The 25,270-nt window shown below is 50.1% G+C and carries 25 protein-coding genes; 18 read left to right on the top strand and 7 right to left on the bottom strand.

From position 1 onward, the window contains the following. Positions 1-23: 23 nt before the first annotated feature. Complete coding sequence (locus J2I46_RS05860) at positions 24-2,375, bottom strand: penicillin-binding protein 1A (protein ID WP_207328015.1); 2,352 nt, start codon at positions 2,373-2,375, stop codon at positions 24-26. 108 nt (positions 2,376-2,483) lie between these two features. Then, positions 2,484-4,745, bottom strand: coding sequence for a type IX secretion system periplasmic lipoprotein PorW/SprE (gene porW, locus J2I46_RS05855; protein WP_207328014.1), 2,262 nt, complete (start codon positions 4,743-4,745; stop codon positions 2,484-2,486). 153 nt (positions 4,746-4,898) lie between these two features. On the opposite strand from porW, the gene J2I46_RS05850 reads away from it, so the two are divergent. The 8 genes from J2I46_RS05850 (at position 4,899) to J2I46_RS05815 (ending at position 10,413) form a co-directional block, all read left to right on the top strand. Next, a complete protein-coding gene (locus tag J2I46_RS05850) occupies positions 4,899-5,144 on the top strand; it encodes an AtpZ/AtpI family protein (RefSeq protein ID WP_207328013.1) in 246 nt (81 codons plus the stop codon). A 109-nt stretch (positions 5,145-5,253) separates the two neighbouring features. Further along, entirely contained in the window at positions 5,254-5,616 is a 363-nt protein-coding gene (locus tag J2I46_RS05845; RefSeq protein ID WP_207328012.1) for a hypothetical protein, read from the top strand. Positions 5,617-5,635: 19 nt separating this feature from the next. Further along, positions 5,636-6,739: a F0F1 ATP synthase subunit A gene (atpB, locus tag J2I46_RS05840; RefSeq protein ID WP_207328011.1), complete on the top strand. Its 1,104-nt coding sequence runs from the start codon at positions 5,636-5,638 to the stop codon at positions 6,737-6,739. 51 nt (positions 6,740-6,790) lie between these two features. Next, positions 6,791-7,048 (top strand): ATP synthase F0 subunit C, encoded by a 258-nt coding sequence (gene atpE / locus J2I46_RS05835; RefSeq protein WP_207328010.1) that lies wholly within the window; start codon positions 6,791-6,793, stop codon positions 7,046-7,048. Between the two features lie 165 nt (positions 7,049-7,213). Continuing rightward, positions 7,214-7,708, top strand: coding sequence for a F0F1 ATP synthase subunit B (gene atpF, locus J2I46_RS05830; protein WP_207328009.1), 495 nt, complete (start codon positions 7,214-7,216; stop codon positions 7,706-7,708). 13 nt (positions 7,709-7,721) lie between these two features. After that, on the top strand, positions 7,722-8,261 hold the full coding sequence (atpH, locus tag J2I46_RS05825) for an ATP synthase F1 subunit delta (protein WP_207328008.1): 540 nt from the start codon (positions 7,722-7,724) through the stop codon (positions 8,259-8,261). Between the two features lie 140 nt (positions 8,262-8,401). Further along, positions 8,402-9,559 (top strand): pyridoxal phosphate-dependent aminotransferase, encoded by a 1,158-nt coding sequence (locus J2I46_RS05820; RefSeq protein ID WP_207328007.1) that lies wholly within the window; start codon positions 8,402-8,404, stop codon positions 9,557-9,559. Continuing rightward, entirely contained in the window at positions 9,556-10,413 is an 858-nt protein-coding gene (locus tag J2I46_RS05815; RefSeq protein WP_207328006.1) for a prephenate dehydrogenase, read from the top strand. Before J2I46_RS05820 ends, J2I46_RS05815 begins: the two co-directional genes overlap by 4 nt. Before the next feature lie 728 nt (positions 10,414-11,141). On the opposite strand, the gene J2I46_RS05810 is transcribed toward J2I46_RS05815, so the two are convergent. Next, on the bottom strand, positions 11,142-11,813 hold the full coding sequence (locus J2I46_RS05810) for a DUF6973 domain-containing protein (protein ID WP_207328005.1): 672 nt from the start codon (positions 11,811-11,813) through the stop codon (positions 11,142-11,144). Here J2I46_RS05810 and J2I46_RS05805 point away from each other — a divergent pair. Beyond that, positions 11,807-12,049 (top strand): hypothetical protein, encoded by a 243-nt coding sequence (locus J2I46_RS05805; RefSeq protein ID WP_207328004.1) that lies wholly within the window; start codon positions 11,807-11,809, stop codon positions 12,047-12,049. The two genes, J2I46_RS05810 and J2I46_RS05805, sit on opposite strands and share 7 nt — an antisense overlap. 125 nt (positions 12,050-12,174) lie before the next feature. Continuing rightward, entirely contained in the window at positions 12,175-13,041 is an 867-nt protein-coding gene (locus J2I46_RS05800) for an aldo/keto reductase (RefSeq protein WP_207328003.1), read from the top strand. 73 nt (positions 13,042-13,114) lie between these two features. Here J2I46_RS05800 and J2I46_RS05795 read toward each other — a convergent pair whose 3' ends face one another. Together J2I46_RS05795 and asnS are read right to left on the bottom strand one after the other, a co-directional pair. Next, a complete protein-coding gene (locus J2I46_RS05795; RefSeq protein ID WP_207328002.1) occupies positions 13,115-13,570 on the bottom strand; it encodes a ferritin-like domain-containing protein in 456 nt (151 codons plus the stop codon). A gap of 188 nt (positions 13,571-13,758) precedes the next feature. After that, positions 13,759-15,210, bottom strand: coding sequence for an asparagine--tRNA ligase (gene asnS / locus J2I46_RS05790; protein WP_207328001.1), 1,452 nt, complete (start codon positions 15,208-15,210; stop codon positions 13,759-13,761). Positions 15,211-15,354: 144 nt separating this feature from the next. On the opposite strand from asnS, the gene J2I46_RS05785 reads away from it, so the two are divergent. The 4 genes from J2I46_RS05785 (at position 15,355) to J2I46_RS05770 (ending at position 17,185) form a co-directional block, all read left to right on the top strand. Beyond that, the gene (locus tag J2I46_RS05785; RefSeq protein ID WP_207328000.1) at positions 15,355-15,912 is read left to right on the top strand and encodes an RNA polymerase sigma factor; all 558 of its coding nucleotides are present in this window, start codon (positions 15,355-15,357) and stop codon (positions 15,910-15,912) included. A gap of 5 nt (positions 15,913-15,917) precedes the next feature. After that, entirely contained in the window at positions 15,918-16,244 is a 327-nt protein-coding gene (locus J2I46_RS05780; RefSeq protein WP_207327999.1) for a hypothetical protein, read from the top strand. Between the two features lie 158 nt (positions 16,245-16,402). Next, positions 16,403-16,717 carry a hypothetical protein gene (locus tag J2I46_RS05775; RefSeq protein WP_207327998.1) on the top strand — a complete coding sequence of 105 codons (315 nt, stop codon included), beginning with the start codon at positions 16,403-16,405 and terminating at the stop codon, positions 16,715-16,717. A 69-nt stretch (positions 16,718-16,786) separates the two neighbouring features. Next, on the top strand, positions 16,787-17,185 hold the full coding sequence (locus J2I46_RS05770) for an Hsp20/alpha crystallin family protein (RefSeq protein ID WP_207327997.1): 399 nt from the start codon (positions 16,787-16,789) through the stop codon (positions 17,183-17,185). A gap of 104 nt (positions 17,186-17,289) precedes the next feature. Here the strand turns inward: J2I46_RS05770 and J2I46_RS05765 are convergent, their stop codons facing one another. Both J2I46_RS05765 and J2I46_RS05760 read right to left on the bottom strand, forming a co-directional pair. After that, entirely contained in the window at positions 17,290-18,156 is an 867-nt protein-coding gene (locus tag J2I46_RS05765) for a YitT family protein (RefSeq protein WP_207327996.1), read from the bottom strand. Positions 18,157-18,289: 133 nt separating this feature from the next. Then, on the bottom strand, positions 18,290-18,991 hold the full coding sequence (locus J2I46_RS05760) for a hypothetical protein (protein WP_207327995.1): 702 nt from the start codon (positions 18,989-18,991) through the stop codon (positions 18,290-18,292). A gap of 233 nt (positions 18,992-19,224) precedes the next feature. Here J2I46_RS05760 and J2I46_RS05755 point away from each other — a divergent pair, with 233 nt between their 5' ends. The 4 genes from J2I46_RS05755 to J2I46_RS05740 all read left to right on the top strand — a co-directional run bounded on the left by J2I46_RS05755 (position 19,225) and on the right by J2I46_RS05740 (position 25,260). Then, the gene (locus J2I46_RS05755; RefSeq protein ID WP_207327994.1) at positions 19,225-19,788 is read left to right on the top strand and encodes a hypothetical protein; all 564 of its coding nucleotides are present in this window, start codon (positions 19,225-19,227) and stop codon (positions 19,786-19,788) included. Between the two features lie 103 nt (positions 19,789-19,891). Then, on the top strand, positions 19,892-20,461 hold the full coding sequence (locus J2I46_RS05750; protein ID WP_310588992.1) for an RNA polymerase sigma factor: 570 nt from the start codon (positions 19,892-19,894) through the stop codon (positions 20,459-20,461). Between the two features lie 188 nt (positions 20,462-20,649). Next, complete coding sequence (locus J2I46_RS05745; protein ID WP_207327993.1) at positions 20,650-21,705, top strand: FecR family protein; 1,056 nt, start codon at positions 20,650-20,652, stop codon at positions 21,703-21,705. A 111-nt stretch (positions 21,706-21,816) separates the two neighbouring features. After that, entirely contained in the window at positions 21,817-25,260 is a 3,444-nt protein-coding gene (locus J2I46_RS05740; protein WP_207327992.1) for a SusC/RagA family TonB-linked outer membrane protein, read from the top strand. The last annotated feature ends 10 nt before the right edge of the window (positions 25,261-25,270 follow it).

Here is a 25,270-nt window from a genome sequence, read left to right as displayed (position 1 = left end):
GGCAGGGCCAGCAGATACGAACATTAATTCAAGATTTCCTCTTCTTCCGTAGGGGCAATCTGGGGTGGAATATACCGCTGGGCAGAATCGATGTAATAACCACCACAGTCTACTTTATAACCATTTGGTTTCAAAAATGGCCCCGGTTTATATTTGGTCAGCGATTTTTCAGCGTATACTTTCTGCATGAACAATCCCCACGCAGGCATAGCCAGACGTGCTCCCTGACCAAACGCAATATCCTTAAAGTGGATAGACCGGTCATCGCCACCAACCCAGAGTCCAGAGACCAGATTTTGCGTAATCCCCATGAACCATCCATCTGAAAAGCTCGATGTAGTACCCGTTTTCGCCGCAATCTGGTTTCCGCTTTCCAGAAGTTTATACTGTGAGGCGAGACGTGCTGCTGTTCCGCCCGGATCTTCAGTAGCCCCACGCATCAGATACAGCATATCATACGCTTTTTGAGCGCTGATGACCTGCACGGCGTTCAGCGTGAAATTGTGTAATACGTTGTCGTTCTTGTCCGTAATTCGATAGATTGTGATAGGCTCTACGCGGTGACCACTATTGGCAAACGTGCAATAGGCGGCTACCATGTCCATAACAGAAACGTCGGCAGTTCCCAGGCAAAGGGTTGGGTTTGTGGGAAAACCCGTTGTATCGATTCCCAGGTCGGCCGCCGTCTTTTTAACCGCCGCTGCTGTAGATTTTTTGATAAGCCGCGCCGATACACTATTAACGGATGCACCGATTGCTTCACGCAGCGATAATGCCCGCCCACTGTAGCGGCCAGTAGAGTTCTTGGGTGTCCAGGAACGGGGACCATTGCCATCTTCATATGCCGCAAACGTAACGGGGCTGTCCGTGATTCGGTCGCAGGTGGTGAAATAATTATTATTCAGCGCTGTCAGATAGACAAACGGCTTGAATGTCGATCCTGGCTGACGTTTTCCTTGTGCCACATGGTCGAACTTCATGTACTTGAAGTTGATACCCCCTACCCACGCCCGAACGTAACCGGTGGTAGGATCCATCGAGACAAAACCAGTATGAAGCAGGCGTTTGTAATAACGTAACGAATCAATCGGACTCATAACTGTATCTTTCTCCATACGCCGATTGGCATAGGTGAATACCTTCATCTTAACCGGCTTATTGAGTTCTTGCCAGATTTTTGCTTTGTCGTCGCCGTATACTTCCTTCAGCAACCGATATCGGCTGGTGCGTTTCACTGCATTTTCAATGAAGTTGGGCATTTCCTGCCATTGGTTGGCTGCATTCTTGAATACCCACGGATTTCGTCCCCGCCACTGCTGGTAAAATTTCCCCTGCTGATCCCGCATATTGGCCATCACGGCCTCTTCGGCTGCTTTCTGCATACGGGAATCGAGCGTCGAGTAGATTTTCAGGCCGCTGGTGTATAAGTTCAGGTCTTTGCCGTTTTCCTGGTTATACTGCTTGATCCAGCTTTTCAGGTAATCTCTGATGGCCGCGCAGTAATACGGAGCTTTGTTGGTATTCTGATTCTCAATATTGAAATCGAGCTTTAGCGGCTTGATTTTATAGGCGACGTATTGATCGGTGGTCAGAAACTTATATTTCTTCATCTGTGCCAATACTACATTTCGCCGCTCACGCGATCGGTCCTCGAAAACGCGGGGATCAAACAGTGACGGATTCTTTAACATACCTACCAGCGTTGCGCTCTCTTCAACAGAGAGTTGCCAGGGCTCACGGTTGAAATACGTTTTAGCCGCCGTCTTGATACCATATGTATTGTTGCCGAACGATACCGTGTTCAGATACATCATAATGATTTCCTGCTTGGTATAATTGCGCTCAAGCCGTACCGCCAGAATCCATTCCTTTGTTTTGGCAATCACGAGCTTAATAACCGGCAGGTCACCTAAAATGCCTTCATACTGCTCTTCCCGCGTATTGAACAGGTTTTTTGCCGTCTGTTGTGTCAGCGTACTACCTCCCCCTGTGCTGGCTGTATTCTGAAACGTAAGAATGCCTGTGATGGCTCTGGCAATAGACCGGAAATCGATGCCTGAATGCTTCATAAAACGAGCATCCTCAGTGGCCAGTAACGCCGAAATGACGTTGGGCGATACCTGTGTGATGTCGATCGGCGTGCGGTTTTCCAGATAGAACTTGCCCATCTGCGGGCCGTCATTAAAATAGATGGTTGAGGCCTCCTGGCTCTTCGGATTTTCCAGTGCTTTCAGATCAGGCATGCCGCCGAAAAGCCAAAGGAAATTCACCGATACCGCCAGTACATACAGCACAATGGCGGCCAGTGAAATCAAAACAAATTTCCAGAGTCGGGAAATGGTAGTGCGATACTGCCCGGAAGCAAAGTCAATCATGGGTGGGAGAAAGCTTCAAGTTTCATGTATCAGGTTTCAAGTGCCTTGCTTTACCGACATTATGTAGTGAAACAACGCACTTGAAACCTGACACCTGAAACTTGGAACTTATTGTTTAGTCCTTTTCGCCGTAAGCTGCTCAGCGGCAACCTGACGTTCTTTTATATGTGAAAGTAATGGACTCGTCGGATAATCACGAACGAATTCATTCAGGGCTTGCCGGTAGGCATCACCGCCCTGTACCCGACCAATCAGGATAATCCGCAACAGGGCCATTTTGTCGGCAATCTTCGAGCCGCCGAACGTACCCAGCGCTGCTTCAACCCGTGCCAGCGCTTCTGTGCTGTTGCCCGATTGGTACAACTCATACAGCTTTCCATAGGTTTGGTTGGCAGCAATCTCGTTGACACCACCCTTGCCCGATTCTGTACCACCAATTGCTACCGGGTTATTTCCCGCCGCCGTCAATAGTTTAGCGTACGACGACGTTGGAAACTCAGCTAGAAGTTTATCACGCCAAGGCGACGATTTTCCCGCCTGTTCAGCAGCAAGGTACAATAGATAGTAGGCTTCGGGTTTATAGCTGGAATTAGGATAGCGGACCAATAGTCGATCCAGTGTGGTCATGGCCAATAGCGGTTGTTCCAACTGAAATTTGTACAGCTTGCCCTGGCGGTAAAGGGCCGACTCGAGCAGGTCATTCGATTTTTGCAGTGCATCTGCCGAGAAGGGTATCTGCCGATACAACTCGTCCTTTTTTGTTTTACGCTGATTCAGCGTATTGGCCACTGGTGGGCGCGACCCCGCAACAGGTAACGTTGCCGCGGGGTTGGTAGCGTCTGCGGGGTTAGGCGCATTCAATGGGTTGCTATCACCAGCGATTGCCTGAGAGGCATCTTTATTTTGCCGCCGCCAGTTATCGGCCAGCGGACGATTTCCCCAAACCTGCATGAATTCCTGCTTGCCCTGTACCATCTGAATCGGGTTGTAGAGCACCCAACGGTCATTTGGAGCCAGATCAGAATTGGTGGCCTGCGCACCAGACAAGTTAGTGCGCCCGGTGATTTGCTTGGCCAGTTCAGCCTGAGCCGCATCTTCCTTCTCGCGCTGGTCAATGATTTTATCTAATAGCTGATCCAGGGCGGCCGGGTTCATCTGTGCCATGCGCTGCAAACTATCTTCCCGATCAATTATGGTCTGATTATTCACAAACTCATCCAGCGACTTCTTCCGGTTAGCTATGGTCGTATATAGCGCATTATTCTGCGGCAACAGTGCCAGTGAACTATCGTAATAGGCCTGAGCCTTGCTGTAGTTGCGCTTTTTCTCAAAATACAGATTACCCATTTCAGCGTATGTTAATGGGACCTGCGCCGTATTAGATACTCCTGTTTGAATTGCTTTGTTGAAATTTGCTAATGCTCGATCATAATTACCCCGGCGCGCATCGGCCTTGCCCATCGTGAAGTAAATCTTGTCTTTCAGATCTGAGTTTTTGCGGTCGTTCAGCATTTCCTCAAACCGTTCCGCGTTTTGAGCCAGTTGCTTCGGGTCATTGCCATCAGCCTGCATCAGGTAAATGTTGGCAAAAAACTCCTGATTATAGTTGGGCCGACTGCGAAGCACTTGCTGAAAATGAGGGGTAGCCAGCGCTGGCTTTCCTGCCGATTCATACAATTGACCTGCAATCAGGTGCAAACGAGCCATCGCTTCCGACTTTTTCAGCAATGGAAAGGTCGCATCCAGAATACCCGCAGCTACCAGTGTTTCTCCTTTCCGCTGATGCAGGTAAGCCTTTGTCAGGTAAAAATTTCGGGTGTTCAGTTTATTCAGCGGTTGCGCGCGCAGGTACTCCGCCACAGTTAACGCGTTCGGGAAATCGCCCGATTCAGTGTAGGCCCGCATGAGTAGAATGAGCGCTTCGTGCTTATCGGCATCGTCGGTGCCTTTCGTGTTCACGTATTTAAACACCTCAATCGCATTGGGCAAATCCTGCCGGTAGAGGCGGGTTTTGCCGATGAGCACATACGCATTATCGACCCACTTACTGTTCTGGTGCCGTTCTGCCACCAGCGATGCTTTCTTGATCGCATCATCTAACTGCGGACGTACCGATTGCGTCGCGTTTGAATCGAGTGGCAGGAGAATGGGCAGCGTTTCGTTGTAATTTTCCTGCCTGTTTTTGAACATGTAACGCTCCACTTCGTCGATATCGTCGCGTGCCATAACATAGGCGTTGAAATGAGCAGTCAGGTTATGATACCCCTTGCTCATAGAGCCATTGCTATGCTGCGAACACGACCAGAATTCACCCGCCAGCAAGGCAATCAGGCCTAGAGAAGCGATGGAGTTAAGTCGGAAACGGAGCATACACGATAAAGATGTTGGCTATTGCCCCTTTCCGGGACGTACCTTTGTAAAAGTGACAAAATAATGCTGAATCAGTTGTAGATAAAACGAGCCACCTACCGGCTAACGTATCGAATCCTGTGCCAGCGTGGCGAAATTAGCTATTTTCCGACGATGAATTCATCCGAACGCCCAAACAAGCCCGCTCAGGGCAATAACGATGACCGACGTCCGTCGGCCTTTGCGCAATACAGCGGTATCGGTATTCAGATGCTGGGAACCATCGGCGTGGGCGTGTATGCCGGTATGAAACTCGATCAGTGGCAGGGCAACAAAACCCCCGGCTGGACAATAGGGCTTTCGTTGTTCGCCATTTTTGCGTCGCTTTATCTTTTTATCAAGCAATTGCCCAAAAATTAAACCAATCGATTTAACAGCATTAAGGCGATTGGCAGGATATTATTTGGCTTCTTTGGTAAACGCCTTATTAAAATCAGGTTAATGCTGTTAAACGAAAAATTAACATGTAATGCGTGATTCGCTGCTGTTAACGGCATTCATAGGAATTGTATTTTTTGTAGCTGACCGATTATACAAACCAAACTGGCTGCATCCCTACTGGCCTTATTTATTGTTGTTCTACACCATGTTGTCGGTGTTGCTTCATCGGCTCATGAGTTTCGTAAAAGACCCTAAATCAGCGCAGTTCACCACTTTCTTCATGGCTTTCATCACAGCCAAGCTGATTCTGAGCTTAGCGTTCATGGGCGTGATGCTGTACAACAACGTACCTGGCCGCAAAATCTTCGTTCTTAGCTTTCTTGGATTGTATTTAGTTTACACCAGTTTTGAAATCTACGGCCTTACGCGTAAATTGCGGCGCGATTCGTAGAAACGCTTACTTATTTCATATGATGAGTTCGTCAATTAATAGATTTTTGCTCGCTTTTGCCCTTTTGTTCAGCACGGTAGCGGGTGCATTTGCGCAGGAGCACACCGCCGAAGGTGGTCACGAAGCTCACGCTGAAGAGAAGAAAGGATTTAAGGTTGGTGACATGATCACTCACCACATCAGTGACGACAAAGGCTGGGAGTTTGCTCATGGTCTTACCTTACCACTACCCGTTATTCTGTACACAGCTGATCGGGGTGTAGAGGTTTTCTCCTCATCACGGCTGGCCCACGGCGAAGTTTACAATGGATACAAGCTGGAACACGGTCATGTTCATCGGGTCGATGAAGCTGGTAAACCTGTGGAAGACATTCATGTAAGTGATTTTTCGATCTCGAAGAACGTAGCGTCACTGTTAATCAGTGCGCTTATCCTGTTCTTCGTCTTTACGTCAATCGCTAAAAGCTATACCGTAAACAAAGGAAAAGCGCCTAAAGGCTTACAGTCATTCCTTGAGCCGATCGTCATGTTTGTTCGTGACGAAATCGCCAAGCCGAATCTAGGACCGAAATACGAAAAGTATCTTCCATACCTGCTTACGCTGTTCTTCTTTATCCTGGTAAATAATCTGCTGGGCCTGTTACCCGGTGGCGCCAACCTGACCGGAAACATTGCCGTCACGATGGTTTTAGCGGTCATTACGTTCTTTGTTACAAATTTCAGTGGCAATAAGCATTACTGGATGCACCTGGTAAAACCAACTGGTGTACCTGTAGCCCTGCTACCGATTATGATTCCGGTCGAGATCGTTGGACTGTTCATGAAGCCATTGTCGCTGATGATCCGGTTATTCGCCAACATCACGGCCGGTCACATTATCATTCTGGCGCTGCTGTCGCTGATCTTCATTGCTGGTCAGGCAAGTGCCGGTACTGGTTATGGCGTAAGCTTGATCGTAGTTCCCTTTACCCTATTCATGAACCTGATCGAATTGCTGGTTGCTTTCCTGCAAGCGTTCATCTTCACACTGCTGACATCGATGTATATCGGTAGCGCCATTGAAGACCACCACGAAGCCGATCATGGTATCGGTTACGAAGGTCCTGGCGAAGAGATCGGGTAGTTCTTAGTTTGCTTTCTTTTGTTTCTTTTTCACATATAAATCTGTTTGAAGATGTTAGCTTTTTTGCTGTCAATCTTATTGGAAGCGACTGGTAGTGTAGCCATCATGGGTGCTGCTATCGGTGCTGGTCTGGCCGCTATTGGTGCTGGTCTTGGTATTGGTCGTATCGGTGGTAGCGCGATGGAGGGCATTGCCCGCCAGCCAGAAGCCGCTGGTCGTATCCAAACCGCCATGCTGATCATTGCCGCCCTGATCGAGGCCGTGGCTCTGTTCGCTGCCGTTATCTGTCTGCTGGTTGCCTTGGCTTAATCGCCCGGTCATCAGTACGTATCTTGTCTGAGCACTAGGCAACGACGCACGGGATACACCGCATTTCTAGTTAGCCTGCCAATTGGGGTTGCCGTTGGCAGGCAACTTTTACAACAAAAGAGAGCCTATAATTTCTTGACTCATTACGCTAATTTATAATTTACTATGGACCTGCTTACCCCCGATATTGGCCTGTTAGTTTGGCAAGTAGTCATTTTTGGTTTACTGTTCTTTCTGCTCAGCAAATTTGCCTGGGGCCCTATTGCTTCGAGCCTGAAAGAGCGCGAAAACAGCATTCAGGGTGCCCTTGACCTTGCCGAAAAAACGCGTGGTGAAATGGCTAAACTGAAATCGGAGAACGAACAGATTCTGGCACAGGCCCGTATCGAACGCGACACGATTCTTCGTGGTGCTAAAGAAACGGCCGACCGTGTTATCGCTGAAGCCCGTGACAAAGCCGTTGCCGAAGGGCAGCGTATGCTGGAGCAGGCGCGCGATGCCATGCAGAACGAACGTCAGGCACTCGTTGCTTCGATGAAGAAAGACGTTGTCAATCTCTCGATTGAAGTAGCCGAGAAAGTGCTGCGTCGCGAATTGGCCGACAAAGCATCTCAGGAGAAACTGGTACAAGACCTGGTGGCGTCATCACGGTTAAACTAAACGGTAGTAAACGATGGCTATTTCAACGGTTGCTGCCCGGTATGCTAAATCGCTGATCGATTTGGCTCAGGAAAAAGGTATTGTGGAAGAGATGTATGGCGACATGCTCTATTTCCAACGTACCATTTCTGAAAACCGCGCGTTGGGTGTTTTGCTGAAGAACCCTATCGTGCGTAACGCGAAAAAATGGAACATTATCAACGCGGTATTTGGCAGCAAGCTGAATCCGATGACGATGTCGTTCTTTAAGATCGTAGCGCAAAAAGGCCGCGATAATATTCTCGAAGATATTGCTGTTGCGTTTTGTACTCAGTTCGATAAGCTGAAAGGCGTTGAACGGGCTACGGTAATCACTACGGTGCCCCTCACTGAAGAGCTTCGCACCCAGCTGAAAGCCAAAGTGAAGTCGTTGACCGGCGGGAAAACGGTTGAACTGGAAGAGAAACAGGATGGCAAACTTATTGGTGGGTACGTTCTCCGCGTAGGTGACCGTCAGATCGATGCGTCGCTTCGGAGCCAGTTAAATGATCTGCGACTGGCCTTCCTGAACTAGACAACTTGCATGATATGCGTAAAAGCCGCCCCTGTCTGGGGCGGCTTTTGTATTTTTGTAGGAACGGGTTTCGGCTACGTACCTGGAATGTGACTTCATCAACTGTACAAGCTTATTCATTCACGTACCCAAGTTAGATTGTGATTATCCCTCTTGCTCACCGCGCCAATCAGGCTCAGGAATACTATTTCTCCATCAAGTTGGCCGAAGTGCGTAAGCTACAGACAGCGGGTCATGATGTTATTAACATTGGCATCGGTAATCCGGATATGATGCCTTCTGAAGCGACTATCGACACGCTAGCGCAAACGGCACACCAGCCAACAGCGCACGGTTATCAATCGTATAAAGGGATTCCGGCCCTGCGTCAGGGAATCGCAGCATACTATGCCCATACCTACGGCGTACAGCTTGATCCCGAGACCGAGTTACTCCCGATGATTGGCTCGAAAGAAGCGATCACTCACCTTTCGTTGACGTTTTTGAATGAGTGTGACGAAGTGATGGTGCCTGAACTGGGCTACCCGGCGTATCGGGCGGTGAGTCAGATGGTAGGCGCAAATGTAGTTGAGTACAGCTTGCTGGAACATCAGGGTTGGCAACCCGACTGGCAACAGATGGCCGACCAACTAACGGAACGTACCCGGATTATCTGGCTGAATTATCCGCATATGCCAACGGGCGCTCCAGCCACGCGAAGTCTCTTCGAAGAAGCCGTTAGGTTTGCGCATGAACATAAGCTGCTGCTCTGCCACGATAACCCTTACAGTTTGGTGCTGAACAAGAAAGCGCCGATCAGCCTGCTATCGATTGATGGTGCTAAAGAGGTGGCCGTGGAACTGAATTCGATGAGCAAGTCGCACAACATGGCTGGCTGGCGTGTTGGCTGGCTGGCTGGCGCAAAATCGTATATCGATGCGGTCTTGACTATCAAAAGCAACGTCGATTCAGGCATGTTCCTAGCGCTACAACAAGCAGCAGCTACGGCCTTACAAAACCCTGATGAATGGCATGCGCAGCGCAACGCCGTATATCAGGGCCGGCTGGAAGCCGCTTATGCGTTTTTGGATACGCTGGGTTGTACCTATGCCCGCGATCAGGAGGGAATGTTTCTATGGGCCAAACTTCCTGATAGTATTCCATCTGCCGAGGCCCTCGTTGATGATTTGCTGTATAACAAGCATATCTTCATTGCCCCCGGCCTGATCTTTGGCCCCAAAGGCAATCGCTATATCCGAGTGTCGCTCTGTATGCCAAAAGAACGAATTGAGCTGGCTGTAAACCGGTTACGTATATGACTATTTCGATTGTTGGTGTTGGTTTGCTCGGGGGCTCGTTTGCGCTGGCTGTTCGCGAAAAATACCCCAAGGCACGGTTTATTGGCGTCGATGCGTCGGCGGTACATGGCCAACTGGCATTGGCGAAGGGCATTATTGATGAAATGATGCCCCTGACTGAGGCTGTAGCCCAAAGCACATTAGTTGTGCTGGCAACGCCCGTCAACACGATCTTGACCCTATTGCCTACAGTGTTGGATCACCTGCCGGTCGATGCTACTGTGCTTGATCTGGGTTCAACCAAGGAGGGAATCTGCGCGTTGGTTGATCTGCATCCGAACCGTGCACAATTCGTAGCGGTTCACCCAATGGCGGGCACTGAAAATTCGGGACCCGGTGCGGCGTTTCGGGAGTTGCTCCCCGGCAAAAACCTGATCATCTGCGACCGCGAAAAAAGCCAGTCCGATAGCCTAAGCCTGGTAGAAGCCATGTTCAACGACATCGGCATGAAGCTGTTTTACATGACACCGCAAGAGCATGATCTACATTTGGCTTACGTATCACACCTGAGCCACATCAGCGCATTTGCCCTGGGATTAACGGTGCTGGAAAAAGAGAAAGATGAACAGGCCATCTTCGATATGGCCAGCACAGGTTTCAGCAGCACCGTCCGCTTAGCCAAAAGCTCGCCCCAGATGTGGGCACCGATCTTTGACCAGAACCGCGATAATGTATCGCAGGCCCTGGCCGATTATATCGATTTTCTGCAACGGTTCAAAGCCGTGATCGACGAGCGGGACGTACCTGGCTCACTCGATTTTATGGTCCGTGCCAACGTCATTCGCCGCGTGCTGGAAGGTATCGAAAAACGGTAAGTAGTTGGGTACGTATCAGAAAACAGAAGCTGGGCTCACATCCGGCTTCTGTTTTGTCTCTTCAAGCTATAAGTTACCACAGATGAGAGAGTGAACTATTAGTCATCAACATACTCTCACTTGAGCCTCAGAACACCGTCAACCGGTGATGAATTTCTTTGTAAGGTAACCCGTAGAAAAAGAACACCTGAAGTTTAGCTGGGTAATAAGATGCTTGGCGAGGTTGATGCCGAATAGCGACGTATGAACTGTCCTCGCGTTGCACAATCTCATAGTTAACGACGCCCTTGGATAACATTGATTGCCTCGACGTTGATGGCCAACGCATGGTATCTTGATGCGAGATCAACGATGCATTGATATGCTGCTGTATCACTGTCTTCACTGAATCATATGCACTAAGTGTATCTGAAAAAGAAAAACAATAGCTGTGAACAATACGGTTCTTGAACTTTAACGAATCAAGGTTTGGCTCTCCCAAGAGTGAATAGTCACTGCTTTTATACGGAAATTCCAGGTGCATTTTTCCATTACAACTCACTTTCGTTGAATACAGGTTAGGTCTACTGAAGCGAAGAGTATATTTCTTAGCTGCCTGTTCAACCGTAAGCGGTAAGACCCAAGTTTGACCAGCAAAAGTGAATTCTCTGGGGCTGTGCAACACAATAATAAGTCGGTTGGGTATTAACGCAGTAATAATAAATACTGCACTAATGCCGATTGTCCATCTACGGAGTAGGTTGCCCATTGATTTTATGAAGTCTTCCTGTTCTAAAAGCGTTGAAAATTTCTTCTGCTAAGTTGTCCCTATTGGCACATCCTATTTGAGCTTGAATAGCTAGTCCAACATTATTATTGAACAAGTCCATTGCCGCTGATTGTGCTCTAGCCGGAGGAATCCCACCGCAATTTTCATGAAGAGTCGCCATGTTTCCTGCATCAAAATCGCCGAAATCACATGCATTGAACGCAATGAACATGGCGTGCTTGACCGCATTAAGCGGTTCAGAATCTTGATCGGTAAAATTAGGGAATCTATCAAATATCCTATCAACTACATCTGAGGCATTTAAAAGCATACACACCGCTGCGTGTAAAGGGTTTCTACCTTCAAAGGCCATTTCGGCTAGATAAGAAATTTCACAATCATTGGCATGTGGCGGTTCAACCGGGTTCGGATTACCATCGCTACCGCCACTAATTCTGGTAGGATCGTCCGATTGTTGCAGGGATGCATCGACACACCAAGGTGCCCCTATTGGGTCCCAATCCTCATGACCATCTTCATAAGTCGTTACAAGGTAAGATTGAAAGCAACTTTCTTCGTGTAATGGAGGTAGATCAAAATGGGAAATAGTCGTCTGTATTAAGCCAAATAGCGGCTGGGTTAGAGATGACACCTGCCGAAATTCTGGCCTTTGCGGAACGAATGACTAATTTTTTTGAGCGGTGCAGTGGCGCAATCGGGTTAAACAATGGCACTCAGACAAATCACTATGACAATCGTGAGTTGATACATGAGCTTGAAAAGTCAAAACTGGAGATTGAGAAACTGCGCCTAGAAGCGGACAAGCTCAGAGTAGAGCGAGAGAAGGCCGAACTGGAAGTTCGCTATTGGCGCGAAAAGCAGGGTTAACCGGCTTCGGCAACGTACCCAACCAAAGAAAATACCCGGGGTTGAAAACAGTTAGCGGTTCTGACTAGTAAAGTAATGGAGGTTCATGAGGATGGACCTAAAACAAGAGTCAACAACCAATACCCATGCAGTCAACAACTGAACAACCAGCTACCGCCTCAGGCACAATTACGCTCGGTGGCGATCTAACAGTAAATCGTTTAGGCTATGGTGCCATGCGCATTACGGGCGAAGGCATCTGGGGACCACCCAAAAATCGCGACGAAGCCCTGCGCGTGCTGAAACGCTGCCTCGATCTTGGCATCAACTTCATTGATACCGCTGATAGCTACGGCCCATTTATTTCAGAAGAGCTTATTGCAGAAGCATTGCACCCCTACGCTGATGATCTGGTTGTTGCCACAAAAGGAGCCTTGCTTCGTACCGGCCCCAACCAGTGGCCGGTTGATGGTAGCCGTAAACACCTCGAAGAAGCCCTAAACGGAAGTCTGAAGCGTTTGAAAGTTGAGCAGATCGATCTATATCAACTACACCGGTTCGATGATAAAGTGCCTTCGGAAGAGTTTCTGGGCTTTTTGAAAGAAGCACAGCAGCAAGGTAAGATCAAGCACATTGGCCTGTCGGAGGTTGATGTCGATCAGATCAAGGAAGCGCAACAGTATTTTGAGGTGGTTTCGGTGCAGAATATGTACAGCTTCGGTCAGCAGAAATGGAACCCCACGCTGAAATTCTGCGAAGAGCAGAATATTGCGTTTATTCCGTGGTACCCGCTCGGTGGTGGTGATCTCTCGGCCGAGAAAGCCATTCACACGGTGGCTCAGCGACATGGAGCCACCGATTTCCAAATCGCGCTCGCCTGGCTGTTGGCGGCTTCGCCCGTAATGCTGCTCATTCCAGGTACGTCGTCGGTGAAGCACCTTGAAGAAAATACGGCGGCAGCTACCATTAAGCTAACCGACGAAGATTTCAAAGACATGCCATTGCCACAGTAAGCAATTGAACGTCACGAAAAAGGGGATGCAATCAGTGATTGCATCCCCTTTTTTTACAGGTAGCCGGAGCTACTTATTTATTACCCCGTAACGAGACAATCTTGTCACGTGATTCTTTGAGTTTCGTTAATTGGGCCGACAGATCCTCCTTGATGTAGGCAGGGATTTTGTCTTCTTCAATCGCCTCTTCATAGGCCTCAACAGCTGCGTTTTCGCCGAACTCTACGGAGCTTAAAACGGTGTCGCGGTCTTTGCCGGTGATAGCTGTTTTGATGTCGATCCAGGCGCGGTGGATTTTGCTGCTCGTATCCGTTGAGGTTGCTTCTGAAACCGCCGTTCCGTCGATGCGTACGATATGATCGGCCAACTGGCTACGGAAGTTCTGACTCTGTACGATCATCTCATTGAAAAGGTGATCTAACTGTGTGTCTTCGGTGTCTTCTACGGCCTTCAAATAACCCTGAATCCGGTCGTTATTGATCTTAACAAGATCATTCAGATCTTCAACAATTTCTTCGTTCTTAATCATGACTAACGTTGATTGAATGGTTTAAGCAATCACTGAAAAAACCGTCTTGGCGCATCAATGTTCAAAAAAAGCAGCCCGGCTTATTAACCGGGCTGCTTTAAAAATAGGGCGTGTGATGGTTGCTTGTCGGCGTATTGCTTACGGGAGGCGGGCGGCCCATAGTGGCCGCCCCTACAGATCAACCTTTTCTAAAACTCGGCTGACTTGGGGGCTCGGGGGAAGGGAATTACGTCGCGGATATTGCTCATGCCGCTCACGAACAGAACCAGTCGTTCGAAACCGAGGCCGAAACCTGAGTGAGGAGCTGAGCCAAAGCGACGTGTATCGAGATACCACCAAATGGCTTCGTCTGCAATGCCAACCTCCGCCATACGCGTAGTCAACTTCTCCAGATTATCTTCCCGTTGCGAGCCGCCGATGATCTCGCCGATGCCGGGAAACAACACGTCCATTGCCCGTACAGTTGGGCCGGGCGCCGCCGCTGATTCGTCGTCCTGCTTCATATAGAACGATTTGATCGCACGGGGATAATTGGTAAGGATAACTGGTTTTTTGAAATGTTTCTCAACCAGATACCGCTCGTGTTCCGATTGCAGATCAATGCCCCAGCTTACTTCATACTGAAACTGCCCTTTTTTGGCTGGTTTCGAGTTGCGCAAAATCTCAACGGCTTCCGTGTAGGTGAGTCGCTCGAAATCGTTATCGACCACAAACCGAAGCTTTTCGGTCAGCGTCATCTCGCTTTGCTCTTCTTTCTTTTTCGTTTTTTCTTCCTCTTTCAGGCGATTTTCGAGGAAGGCCAGATCATCGGCGCAGTTGTCAAGAGCATACCGAATCACCGTTTTGACGAAGTCTTCGGCGAGGTTCATGTTATCTTCCAGCTCGAAGAAAGCCATTTCGGGCTCTATCATCCAGAACTCGGCGAGGTGGCGGGTCGTGTTCGAGTTTTCGGCGCGGAAGGTTGGCCCGAACGTATAAATCTTGCCCAGCGCCAGCGCACCCAATTCACCCTCCAGCTGCCCGGAAACAGTCAGGTTGGTTTCACGGCCAAAGAAATCCTGGCTATAATCAACTTTTCCGTCCTCTGTTTTAGGCGGGTTTAGCGGGTCGAGCGTTGATACGCGAAACATTTCACCGGCCCCTTCGGCATCAGACGCGGTAATGATGGGCGTATTGAGGTAGAAGAAACCGTTGTCGTTGTAGTACTTATGCACGGCAAACGCCAGCGCATGCCGAATGCGAAGAATCGCGCTGAACGTGTTGGTACGGGGGCGCAGATGGGCGATCTCGCGCAGGAACTCGAGCGAGTGACGCTTGGGTTGTAATGGATACTTCTCCGGATCAGCGGGGCCATAAATGTGCACGTCGGCAATCTGTACTTCCACGGCTTGCCCGGCACCCTGCGACGGAACAAGTTCGCCCGTAATGGCCACACAGGCGCCGGTTGTGATGAGGCGAAGCGTTTCATCAGGGAGAAAACCAGCCTCGGCCACCGCCTGAATTGTGTGAATAGTAGAGCCGTCGTTGATCGCCACGAACACGGCGTTTTTGCTTTCGCGCTTGGTACGTACCCAGCCCTTTACCGTCACGGTCTGGCCAGGTTCCGTCTGAAGCAATTGCTTAACAGGTAGGTAACTCATGGGACAAAGATAAGACGGAGGGCCAATAGGGTTCAACGTTTAACGGCCAAAGTCAAACGTTGAACCGCAATTTGAACCGATCTTCATACAATAGGCCCATCCTGAGCGTTGGACCTTGACCTTTGAGCCACTTACGTTCACCCTATGTCTGCTGAAACACCCAAACGAACTGTGCTCGATGCTGTAAAGCAGTATGGCGGGCGGCTGTTTGGGTTTATCCGGGACAGGGTACGAACGGAAGAAGATGCCGAGGATATTCTGCAGGATGTCTGGTACCAGCTCAGCCGGGTGGTCGATCTCGACCAGATCAGCAGCCTGAGCGGATGGTTGTATGAAGTGGCCCGCAACCGAATTACGGATCGGTACCGACGTACCCGTGAGGTAACACTGACCGATGCGGCCCGAGATGACGATGATGGGGATGATCTTTCGCTTGATGATCTGCTCTTGGCCGATCCCGAATCGGCCGATGACCCGGCGTTTCGCGATCTGATCTGGGATGAACTGATGCAGGCGCTCTCCGAATTGCCCGACAATCAGCGCACGGTGTTTGTTCAGAACGAACTGGAAGACCAAACGTTACAGGCGATTGCCGATCTGACAGGCGAAAATCTGAAGACCATTATTTCAAGAAAACGGTACGCCGTGCAATACCTTCGCAAACGGCTTCAATCACTTTACGACGAACTGTCGAACTCCTGACACCCATGCGCTACGGACCTAAACGCCGCTTCATCTGGATTCCTTTTTTTGTGTTGCTCAGCGCGGCCATGCTCTCTGCGGCTGTAATGTGGCTCTGGAACCACGTACTCGTCGCAGTTGTCCAGGTACGTCCCGTAACGATCTGGCAGGCCGCCGGGCTGATGCTATTGTGTCGTTTGCTGTTTGGTAACTGGCCTGGCCGAAATGGCCGTTGGGGAGGCGGGCATAACCGGTTTGCGGGACCATCCTGGAAGGCCAAATGGCAGCAGATGAGCGAGGAAGACAAGGCCCGTTTCCGTGAGCAGTGGCGCAAGCGAAGGGGAGGTATTTAAGCCGATAAGCTGTTTTTCATTCGTTAAATAGTTGATTATCAACGGGTAAAAAATAATTTCAAAATTTTTTCAATTCTGTTTAAAGTAATTTCACGACTCATGCGTCATCCTGTTTGAAGCCGATAATAACCCCGGCTGTCAACAGAACAATGAACCGTATGCCTCGCTTTATAGTACCCGCCATTGTGTTTGGCGCGGCTTTAGTAGCCTTCCCGTTTTTCTTTCTACGGCTGGCTTTATTTGCCCTCATCGTTGGCGGGGCGCTCCGCTTTATTCGTCGTCGGGCTTTCGGTGGCGGTGCCGGATACCAGGGTAAATGGAGTAATCCGTGGCAAATGCGCCGCCTGGAATTCACCGACCGCATTCGAACCATGAGCGATGCCGAATACGCTGATTTTGTTCAGCAGAACAAGCCACAACGCCCTATTCCAATTGAATCGTTTGATCGTCGCAGCGAAGATTTCGTACTGTAGGTAACCTACGCCGATGCTGTCGACCAGCTTCTATTAAGTTTACAACCAATCCAATAAACAACAAAAAACATGCATCATCACCAACACCGCCATCAGCAGCATGGCCATCCGTTCGCTCAATTCATTCGTCCTTTCTTTGGTGGCTGGCGTCGGCCGAAACACAACGTACCTATGAACGTTGAAGATCATGGCGATCATTACAAAGTCATGGTATATGCCGTCAGCTTCGACAAGGCAGATATTAAAGTCAGCGTGCTCAACGACCAGTTGATCATTCAGGGAACCCGCGCGCACGATACTGCCAACGATCCGGCCTTTCTACTTCAGGAATATCCGCTGAAATCGTTCGAGCGCGCCTTACCACTAAGCCAGCGTGTTGACACGGCAGGTATCGTGGCCAAACAGGAAAACGGTGTACTCATTTTAACCGTGCCTAAAAAGCCAGAAGTGGTTGTTGAGGTAAGCTAGCGTCTAGTGAGTCGTTAACTGAAAGAGTCCTGAGTATGGAAGGCCAACGCTTTATGGCGACTTTCCGTACTCAGGACTTCTTTAATTAAGGACTGTCTATGGTATCAATGTAACGGCAGACTCTTGATTTGCCCACCCAGTACATCATCGACAGGATACTGAATTAAAAAGGCTTTAGGATCAATTGTCAGAATTGTTGATCGTAACCGGCTGATTTCAAGGCGAGTAATTACCACGTATAGTACATCAACGTCTTCGGGCATATTGCCGCGCTTGCCGTGGCCCTGAGCACCTTTCAATACGGTAAGACCCCAGCCAGCAGCCGACACCTGCTCCCGAATAGTCTGGTGCTCCTCTGAAACGATCAGAATAGCCGTATATTCTTCGATACCGTGAACAATGAAGTCGATGGTTTTGGAGGCGGCGAAGTAGGTAATCATTGAATAGAGTGCCAATTCGATGGTTAGGAAAAAGGCGGCAGCACCGAAAATGACCACATTCAACAGTAAGATAACGTCGCTCACTTTCATGGTTGTAGCCTGACGGCTAATGACCAGCGCGGCTACTTCGGTACCATCCAGCACCGCACCACCGCGCATGGATAGACCAATACCAGCGCCAATGAAGAAGCCGCCAAACAACGAGGTGAGCAGAAGATCAGGTGTAATGTCTGGATACGGAACGAGAACCAGACAGGCAGACAAACCGGCAATACCAAGCGTGCTTTTGATGGCGAATTCCCGACCGATCTGCCGATAGCCCAACCAGATGAAGGGCAGGTTGATGACTACAATGCCAACAGCGAGCGGCAAACCCGTTTGGGAGGCGATCAGCATAGAAATGCCCGTGACACCGCCATCGATGAACTGGCTGGACAGGAGAAAGCCTTTTAGCCCCAGACCTACGCTGAGGATACCTGCAATGATGAACGCCGCGTCGCGGACGTAATGGGTTGGTGGTTTTTTGAGCATAACATTGAGTGGATTTTGGGTCACTACATACAGCGTTGTTCTACCTACATAAAGCAAAATCGGCTGACTATGGTTATAGCCAGCCGATTGCTTTTAAATAGATAGTCGTTTAATACAACCGATATAGGTACGCTTACGAATTGCCGTTTCGATTCCCTGGCTGAAGAAGCTGGAGAATGAGATCAACTTTATCGGTCAAACCGTCTACTTTGTTGGCCAGGCCCTCGACTTGTCCCGACACACCATCGAATTTCTCATCCAAGCCCTCGACTTGTCCCGACACACCGTCGAATTTCTCATTCAGGCCTTCAACTTTACCCGATATACCCTCGAATTTCTCGTTCAAGCCCTCAACTCTACCCGATATACCCTCGAATTTCTCGTCTAATCCGTCAATTCTGTTCGACATGCCATCAAATCTATCTGACATACCATCAAATTGACTTGATAATCCGTCAATTCTGTTTGACATGCCATCAAATCTACCTGACATACCATCAAATTGACTTGATAATCCGTCAATTCTGTTTGACATGCCATCAAATCTACCTGACATACCTTCAAAATGACTTGACAACCCGTCAACTCTGTTGGTCAATCCGACAAGCCCCTGCTCCAGCTTTACCTGTCCCTGTTCCAGCTTTACCTGTCCCTGTTCCAGCTTGACCTGGCCTAATTTGAGGTCACTCACTTCGTGAAGCAGAAATTGAATATCGTCTGTATGCTGGACGGCAATAGTGATTAACTGATTATTCTGAGCGGCCACACGATCCATCTGCGCAGAAAGCTCTGCGACAAGTGGCTCTATCTGGTTAAGGCGTTTTTCCGGTGTCATAATGACAAATATATGCCGTATTTGGTAGCAGGGATAATCAATTACAGGTTATCTAACCAGTTATTCTTCTGTATGTTTAGTGCCTTAACTATAGTAAGGCAGTAACTGATAAATTGGTAAATTCATTGTTTGTGATAACCCTGGACGGGAAACTAAATGGCTAATCTGCTGCATTATCAGTTAGTACTATTGCGTCTGGATTTTTTGTTCATGTCGACTAGTCAATCAATACAATGGGCTTAATAAAACCAATCGGTACCCTCGACAGGAACCTGTCCAAAACGGGTCTTGTGCGTCTGGCGTCGGACCATGCTCAGCAGATCATTGATAGTGGAAACTACGATCTGCTGAAGACGTACGTGGAGATGAAGCGGTATGAGGTGTATATTAAGGCGATCATTGCCCGCCTCAAAAACCATAGCGTTGCTCAGGCGCAGGAGTTGCGGGCCATCACGCAACACCCTACGGTTGCCCCCGTTCAGGAAGGACAGGAAAACGCAACCGAATCCATGGCAGCTTCGCTTCTTCCCATGCCCACCAACTCGGCTACCTCGCTCGACGAAGGCGACGAGCCGACCGATGATCCGATCGTTCGAAATAATACGATCAATTACAACACGGCCAGCGTTCAGATTACGAAACGCGTGACGTACGACTTTACGCAGGATACGGAATGGCAACGGCTCACCGCCGAAATTGCCTCGCTCAAAAGTCAGCTTAAGCAACGGGAAGAATACCTGAAAACCCTGGATGCTACGCCCGCTCATGTTCAGGAAAATGTATCGGTGAGGCTGTAACGAGTGATATTACATACCTATTTTCAGGAAAACTTGACTGATACCGGGAGGAAAGCGTTATCTTGATATAGATTTACTCAACACTGAACTAGTCGTATTAAGCGTGTATACTTACTCAACTGACGCTGTACTGTGGGATGATTTTTTGACCGGAAGTCGTGACGCCTACGCGTTCATGTATGAGCGATACGCCAAAACGCTGTACAATTACGGCTATAAGATTGCCCAGAACCGACAACTTACTGAAGACTGTCTGCAAGATCTGTTCTTAACCATTCTGGAAACACGCGATCGGCTGGGGCGTACCGATTCTATCAAATTTTACCTCATGCGGTCGCTTCGGCGCGAGATCGTACGGCGGTTGCAGGCCGAGCAGCGCTTCGATCCCGACCCTGATGCGCTGGATTTTCAGGTCGAATTCCACTACGAACCAACCTGGCTCGATTCGCAGATTTCGGCCGAACAGTCGGCTGCCTTGCTCGTTGAACTGAACGCGCTACCGCCCCGGCAAAAAGAGGCGCTCTTCCTGAAATACTTCGATAATTTGAGCTACGAGGAAATCGCCGGCGTGATGAATATTGAACAGTCATCGGCCTACAAGATTATCTATAAAGCCATTGCTGCCCTCCAAAAACGCGTCGGTAGCAGCGTTCTGATGCTGTTGTTAATGTAAAGAAACCAGTGAGCGAACGAGTATCGATGCTTCTTGCTTGTGGGTGTTTTGTTCGTCTTTCGTTCGCTCACTGGTTTATTTCCTTCATCGTAGAAATTTTTGCATTCGTGAGGGATAAAAAGGGAATGCGTTTTCTTCTGTAGAAAATCGCCCGGAATGCCGGCCTGCCGGAGTGCCAACCCAACTTAATGCCTAACGAGCCATCAACCGACTATTCGCAATATACTATTCGTGACTTCGTCCTCGACGAATCATTCCGGCGCTGGGTACTTCAACCCGACGAGGAGACGATGTCATTCTGGCACACGTTCATGCTGCGCCATCCTGAGCGGCAGTTGGTGGTCGATGATGCCGCTTCGCTGCTCCTGCATTTGCGCGCTAACTATGATGACCTGACCGATGCCAGTTACGAACGGATCCGGGTAATTCTGGATCAGGCGCATGCTGAGCAGTTTACGCCGGTCGTTGACTTGAATAGTCGCTCATCTGTCTGGACATGGCTCGGTAAATGGAAGGTCGCCGCTGCTGCCATTGGCCTGCTGGGTACGTTGGCAACCGGCTGGTATATCCGCGAAAGCCGCCATCAGCATAAAGAACATACTGCCTTCGGCGAAACGCGTACGTTGACCTTACCCGACGGATCAACCGTGCAACTGAACGGCAACTCAACGCTAACCTACCAAGACGATTGGGACGAGACACACCCACGCGAGGTGTGGCTGGACGGGGAAGGTTTTTTTACCGTTGCGAAAAAGGCCGTGTCCGGGCAGCGGGTGAAGTTTACAACCCATACGCCTGGCCTAGATGTACAGGTACTGGGCACACAGTTCAACGTACACTCGCGCCGGGGGCAGACCGATGTAACGCTGGTGGAGGGCAAGGTGGAGCTCATTCGACCCGGCGAAACCAAAGCCCGAATACTGGAGATGAAACCAGGGCAGATAGCCACTGCCAAGCCTGGCATCGAGCAAGTTGCCGTGCAGGAAACCACTCCGGAAATACAGACAGCCTGGACACAGAAGCAGTTCATCTTCGACAAAACGCCATTACGTGAGGTTGGTCAGCAACTCAGCGACTCGTATGGCCTTACGCTGGTGTTCGACAATGAGGCGCTGGCCGCACGACAGTTTACGGGTAACCTGTCGAGTCAGGATGTGGAGACGCTGCTGACTACGCTGGCTGCCACCTTTGACCTTACTATTGAGCGCGACAGCAATATAATTTATCTGCGAAAGAACAAGTGAACGGGTAGCCCGCCTGCAACGGGTATGAAACGATAGTCATTTACCAATCGAGTTGCTTGATCGATTCACTATAGTGAACTGGTCGACTTTTATTCTTAATCATCCAAAACCATGAAAAACAGGTACGTTACCTTATCTGTGTTGATTGGCCTAAGTCTGTATAGCCTGCCTCAACTGGCCGCTGCACAGTTAATGACCAGGGCCAATACGAGTAGCAGGGGAGCCACGTTACATCCTGACGTACAGAGCGACGATAATCGGTCGAATCGGACACGGTCGCTGAAAAAGGCGCTGTCAGAAATAGAGCGTAAATACCACGTCAACTTTGCCTATGACGAGCAACTGGTCACTGGCCGGCAGGCAGAAGCAGACCTGTCGGGGGCAACGCTTGAACAAACGCTCAATCAGCTACTGACGGGGCAGGGGCTACGGTTCCGTAAGATCAAAGACAATCTGTTCGTCATTCAGGCAGCCGCTGCCGATAAAGCTACGCCGACCCCCCCTTTAGCAAACCCAGCCACGGATCGTCCGGACGTGGTGGTGGTGCAGGCTACTGAGGCTGTTGTCAAACGAATTTCGGGGCGGGTGGTCGACGAGAATAATCAGGGGCTGCCGGGGGCCAACGTAATTGAGAAAGGCACGAACAACGGCGCCACAACCGATGCTAATGGCAACTTCGTGATCAACGCCAGCGACGCCGCGACCACATTGGCAGTCAGCAGCGTTGGCTACACTACGCAGGACGTGACGATTGGCGATCAGACGGTTATCAACGTTAAGCTGGTGCCCGATGACCGCACCTTGAACGAGGTGGTGGTAATTGGTTACCAGACCGTTCGAAAGAAGGACCTGACCGGTGCCAATGACGTGATCAGCCCTACGCAGGCCAATAAAGTGACGGCCAATTCACTGGCCGAATCTATCCAGGGTCTATCACCCGGCGTTACGGTTCGCAACAGTGGGGTGCCGGGTACCCAGGCATCGATTCAGATTCGGGGAGTGGCCAGTTTTCTGAATACCGATCCTCTGTACATTATCGATGGCATGATTGCCGATGCCAACCCGACGATCAACAACGATGATATTGAGTCGATTCAGGTATTGAAAGATGCCTCAGCTGCCGCCATCTACGGGTCACGGGCAGCCAATGGCGTCGTAATTATCACCACGAAACAGGGCAAAGAAGGGCCGGTTCGCGTGTCGTTTTCGGGTAAATATGGCGGGCAGCAAGTCTACAAACGCTGGAACGTGACCGATGCGGCTGGCTTTGCGGCCCTGCAACGTACCCAGTATCAGAATTCGGGTCAGACGCCACCAAGTAGTGTGGCCACAGGTACGTTCAACCCCAACATCAACACGAACTGGCAGGACCAGGTGTTGCAAACGGGCAGCCTCCAGGATTACAACCTGTCACTGTCGGGTGGAACAAAGACCAGCACGTACCTGATTTCGGGCAGCTATTTCAATAACAAAGGTTACGTAATCGGCAGTGGTTTCGACCGGGCCAGCCTGCGGATCAACACCCGTAATCAGGTAGGACGGTTTACGTTTGGTGAAAATGCACTGCTGACGAACTCGAACATCCAGAATTTTCCGGCGGGTAACCCCATCTACGACATGGCCACGGCCTTGCCGGTCATTCCGGTGCAGGACCCCAGGTACGTTAACGCAGCCAACCCAGGCGGCTACGGTATCGGCACGAACCCCGACGCCGTTTCGTATTCGTATAACCCGGTGGCGGTACGGAATCTAGTCAGCAATGGGAGTAACTTCGCTAAACTGGTGGGCAACGCCTATCTCGACGTGAAGCTGACCGATTGGCTTAGCTACCGCGCCAACGCGGGTCTGGAGGTGAGCTTCGATTACACGCAGAACCTGCGTCGGTTGGGTACGTACCAGTACAGCGCCTCGCCGGTGCCTACGTCGGTGAGCGAAGATCGATCGCGTTACCTGAGCCTATTGTTCGAGCACACGCTGAATTTCAACAAAACGTTTGGCGCACACAGCATCAACGGGGTTGTTGGGATCAGCCAGCAGACGACGCGCCGTGATATTACGTCGGGATCGCGCACTAATCTTGGCTTCTCGGGAGGGCAGTATTTCACAACGATCAACGCCGCCACAGGCATCTCCAATTCGGCCGGTAGCACACCCGATGATTACCGGATTCTGGGGTATCTGGGCCGGGTAAACTACGCGTATAACGACCGCTACCTGCTGACCTTCACCGGCCGGGTCGATCAGGACTCGCGGTTCGGGGCTAACTACCGGACGGGCTTCTTCCCGTCGGTGGCGGCGGCCTGGCGCATCAGTCAGGAGAAGTTCTTCAAGGCAGACTGGGTATCTGATCTGAAATTGAATGCTTCGTATGGCAAGCTCGGTATTGTGGTGCCGTATCTGGGTTCGTTCCCGTACACGGCCTTCATCAACAATAACCCAAGAGCCATTTTTGGGGTCGATCAAACGGCAAATGTGGGGGCGTATCAGGCGCAGTTGGCCAACCCGGATCTGCGTTGGGAAGAACGGATTCAGCAGAACTACGGCGTGTCGACGAGTTTCCTGAACAACCGGATTACTACGGAGATCAACGTATACAACTCGCTGTCGAACGATGCCATTCTTAATCTGGCTGTACCGGGCTATCTTGGTAACCTGCGCGGAAATCCGTTCGTGAATACGGCGTCAATTCGCAACCAGGGCGTTGAGTTCTCGGCCACGTACCGGAACAATGAGCATCCGTTCAAATGGGATGTGTCGGGCAACTTCACGACCATTAAAAACACGGTGGTCAACGTTGGGAACCAGGGGCAGAACATCAACTACATTCAGAGTGGGAACACACGCTCGCAGGTCGGTTTACCGGTAGGCCAGTGGTACGTGCTGAAAACGGCGGGTATTTTCCAGAGCCAGGAAGAGATCAATAATTACCGGGGACCAAACGGGCAACTCATTCAGCCGAATGCCAAACCGGGCGATATCCGCTACGTTGACACGAACGGCGACGGGCAGATTACCCAGAATGATGATCGCCAGTTTGTATCATCGCCCTGGCCGAAGCTACAGGCAGGAGCGCAATTCAATGCGTCGTATGGCCAGTTCAGCCTGAACGTCCAACTGACGGGCGTATTCGGTTACACTGTCTATAACGACGTTCGGCGCAGTCTGGATACCTACCAACTGACCAACTTCCGGCGTGACGTTAGCCCGTGGTCGCCAACAAATACGAATACGACCGACCCTCGTTTAGGCCTGGAGGCAGGCGATCAGGGCATCGTATCTAATAATTATGGGTTCACCGATCGCTGGCTGGAAGATGCTTCCTATGTACGGATGCGGAACGTGGAAGTGGGCTATACCCTGCCACGTGCGTTCCTCGATCGCGTTAAGGTGCGTAGTGCACGTGTGTATGTGAGCGCTCAGAACCTGTTTACGATCACCAAATACACGGGTCTTGACCCCGATGTAACGGGTGCCAATATTCAGGAGCGTGGCGTTGATAACGGTCACTGGCCATCGCCCCGCGTGGTATCGGTTGGGCTTAACTGCGAGTTTTAAATTCGATTCA

Source organism: Fibrella forsythiae, from assembly GCF_017353175.1.
Taxonomy (GTDB): domain Bacteria; phylum Bacteroidota; class Bacteroidia; order Cytophagales; family Spirosomataceae; genus Fibrella; species Fibrella forsythiae.
Note: the sequence above shows the minus strand (reverse complement) of the source record. Positions and strands in the feature narration are given on the sequence as shown.